At 63.7% G+C, this 2,890-nt stretch carries 3 protein-coding genes; all 3 read left to right on the forward strand.

Annotated elements, in window-relative coordinates; translation table 11 throughout:
- Positions 1 to 1,116: Re/Si-specific NAD(P)(+) transhydrogenase subunit alpha (locus H9642_RS18165; protein WP_251837863.1), on the forward strand; the 1,116-nt coding region annotated here is incomplete at its 5' end.
- Between the two features lie 16 nt (positions 1,117 to 1,132).
- Positions 1,133 to 1,444: an NAD(P) transhydrogenase subunit alpha part 2 gene (locus H9642_RS18170; protein WP_251837864.1), complete on the forward strand. Its 312-nt coding sequence runs from the start codon at positions 1,133 to 1,135 to the stop codon at positions 1,442 to 1,444.
- Between the two features lie 4 nt (positions 1,445 to 1,448).
- A partial coding sequence (locus H9642_RS18175) for an NAD(P)(+) transhydrogenase (Re/Si-specific) subunit beta (RefSeq protein ID WP_251837865.1) occupies positions 1,449 to 2,890 on the forward strand: 1,442 nt, incomplete at its 3' end.

A 2,890-nucleotide genomic window follows, 5' to 3' on the forward strand; every position in this document is an offset into this window, starting at 1 on the left:
ATCGGCATTCCTCTAGAAACTCACACCGGGGAAACCCGCGTGGCTGCGACCCCGGAAACGGTGAAGAAACTCATCGGCCAGGGCCATCAGGTGACCGTTCAGGCTGCCGCCGGCAGCAACGCCAGCATCCCGGACAGCGCCTATCAAGCCGTGGGGGCCACCATGGGCACGGCCGCCGAGGCTTTTGCAGCCGACATCGTGCTCAAGGTGGTCGCCCCCAGCGACGCCGAACTGGCGCAGATGAAGAGCGGCACCGTGCTGGTGGGCATGCTCAACCCGTTTAACACCGAGCTGATCGCCAAGCTGGCCGCCCAAGGCATCACCGCCTTTGCCCTGGAAGCCGCACCGCGCACGTCCCGCGCGCAGAGCCTGGACGTCTTGTCCTCCCAGGCCAACATCGCTGGCTACAAGGCCGTACTGCTCGCTGCGCATCATTACCCGCGCTTCATGCCCATGCTGATGACCGCCGCCGGCACGGTGAAAGCCGCCCGTGTGCTGATTCTCGGTGCAGGTGTGGCCGGTTTGCAGGCCATCGCCACCGCCAAACGTCTGGGCGCGGTGATCGAGGCCTCTGACGTGCGCCCGGCCGTGAAGGAACAGATCGAATCGCTTGGCGCCAAGTTCGTCGAGGTGCCGTTCGAGACCGATGAAGAGCGTGAATGCGCCCAAGGCGTCGGCGGCTATGCCCGCCCGATGCCGCAATCCTGGATGGAACGCCAGGCCAAGGCGGTGCACGAGCGCGCCAAGCAGGCCGACATCGTCATTACCACCGCCCTGATTCCGGGGCGCCAGGCGCCCACCCTGCTGCAGGAAGCCACGGTCGCCGAGATGAAGCCCGGCTCGGTGATCATCGACCTGGCCGCGGCGCAAGGTGGCAACTGCCCGCTGACCGTCGCCGATCAGGTGGTCGTGCAGCATGGCGTGACCATTGTTGGCCACAGCAACCTGGCCGCCATGGTGCCGGCCGATGCCTCGGCCCTCTACGCCCGCAACCTGCTGGACTTCCTCAAGCTGGTCATCGACAAGGACGGCCAGTTCCACCTCAACCTCGAAGACGACATCGTCGCCGCGTGCCTGATGTGCACGGGCGGTGAGGTCGTGCGCCGTAACGGCTAAAGGGAAGGATCGCGACATGGATTTGATTTCCGACGGTATCTACAACCTGATCATCTTCGTGCTGGCCATCTACATTGGCTACCACGTGGTCTGGAACGTCACCCCAGCCCTGCACACCCCGCTGATGGCGGTGACCAACGCGATTTCCGCCATCGTCATCGTCGGCGCCATGCTGGCTGCCGCGCTGACCGTCACCCCGCTGGGCAAGGTCATGGGCACCCTGGCCGTGGCATTGGCCGCCGTCAACGTGTTCGGTGGCTTCCTGGTTACCCGCCGCATGCTGGAAATGTTTAAGAAGAAGGCTCCGAAGGCCTCGGTGGAGAAGTAACGAGATGAGCATGAACCTGATTACCGTTCTCTACCTGGTCGCCTCGATTTTCTTCATCCAGGCACTCAAAGGCCTGTCGCACCCGACCACCTCGCGGCGCGGCAACCTGTTTGGCATGCTCGGCATGGCCATCGCCATCGTTACCACCGTGGGGCTGATCTACAAGCTCGGCGCGCTCTCTTTAAAAGAAGGGGGGCCCACCCAGGGCATCGGCTACGTGATCGTCGGCCTGCTGATCGGCGGCACCGCCGGCTCGATCATGGCCAAGCGCGTGGAAATGACCAAGATGCCGGAGCTGGTCGCCTTCATGCACAGCATGATCGGCCTGGCCGCGGTGTTCATTGCCATTGCCGCCGTGGTCGAGCCGCAGTCGCTGGGCATCGTTGCCAGCATGGCTGACCCGATTCCGGCCGGTAACCGCCTGGAGCTGTTCCTCGGTGCCGCCATTGGTGCAATCACCTTCTCCGGTTCGGTGATTGCCTTCGGCAAGTTGTCGGGCAAGTACAAGTTCCGTCTGTTCCAGGGCGCGCCGGTGCAGTTCAAGGGCCAGCACCTGCTCAACCTGGTGGTCGGCCTGGCGATTGTCGGCCTCGGCCTGGTCTACACCTTCACCGGCGACATCTCGGCCTTTGCCCTGCTGGTGGCGTTGGCGTTCGTGATTGGCGTGCTGATCATCATCCCCATCGGGGGCGCCGACATGCCGGTGGTGGTGTCGATGCTCAACAGCTATTCGGGCTGGGCGGCGGCCGGCATCGGCTTCTCGCTGAACAACTCGATGCTGATCATTGCCGGCTCCCTGGTGGGTTCCTCGGGCGCGATCCTCTCCTACATCATGTGCAAGGCGATGAACCGCTCGTTCTTCAACGTGATCCTCGGCGGCTTCGGGGGTGATGCCGATGCGGGCGCCGCCAACGGTTCGCAAGAGCAGCGCAGCGTGAAGTCGGGCTCCTCCGATGATGCCGCGTTCCTGTTGACCAACGCCGACACCGTGGTGATCGTGCCCGGCTACGGCCTGGCCGTGGCCCGGGCCCAGCATGCCCTGATGGAGCTGGCCGAAAAGCTGACTCATCGCGGCGTCAACGTGAAGTACGCCATCCACCCGGTGGCCGGGCGTATGCCGGGGCATATGAACGTATTGCTCGCCGAGGCCGAGGTGCCCTACGAGCAGGTGTTCGAGATGGAAGACATCAACTCCGAGTTCGGCCAGACCGACGTGGTGCTGGTGCTGGGCGCCAATGACGTGGTCAACCCGGCGGCGAAGAACGATCCCCAGTCGCCGATCGCCGGCATGCCGATCCTCGAGGCCTACAAGGCCAAGACCGTGATCGTCAACAAGCGCTCCATGGCCAGCGGCTATGCCGGCCTGGACAACGAACTGTTCTACATGGACAAGACCATGATGGTTTTTGGCGACGCCAAGAAAGTCATTGAAGACATGGTCAAGGC

The organism is Serpens gallinarum, from assembly GCF_014836765.1.
GTDB classification, from domain to species: Bacteria; Pseudomonadota; Gammaproteobacteria; order Pseudomonadales; family Pseudomonadaceae; genus Serpens; species Serpens gallinarum.

Bases quoted from the DNA above. Each gene is read 5' to 3' on its own strand.
- H9642_RS18170 (WP_251837864.1), top strand. From the start codon at position 1,133: ATGGATTTGATTTCCGACGGTATCTACAACCTGATCATCTTCGTGCTG.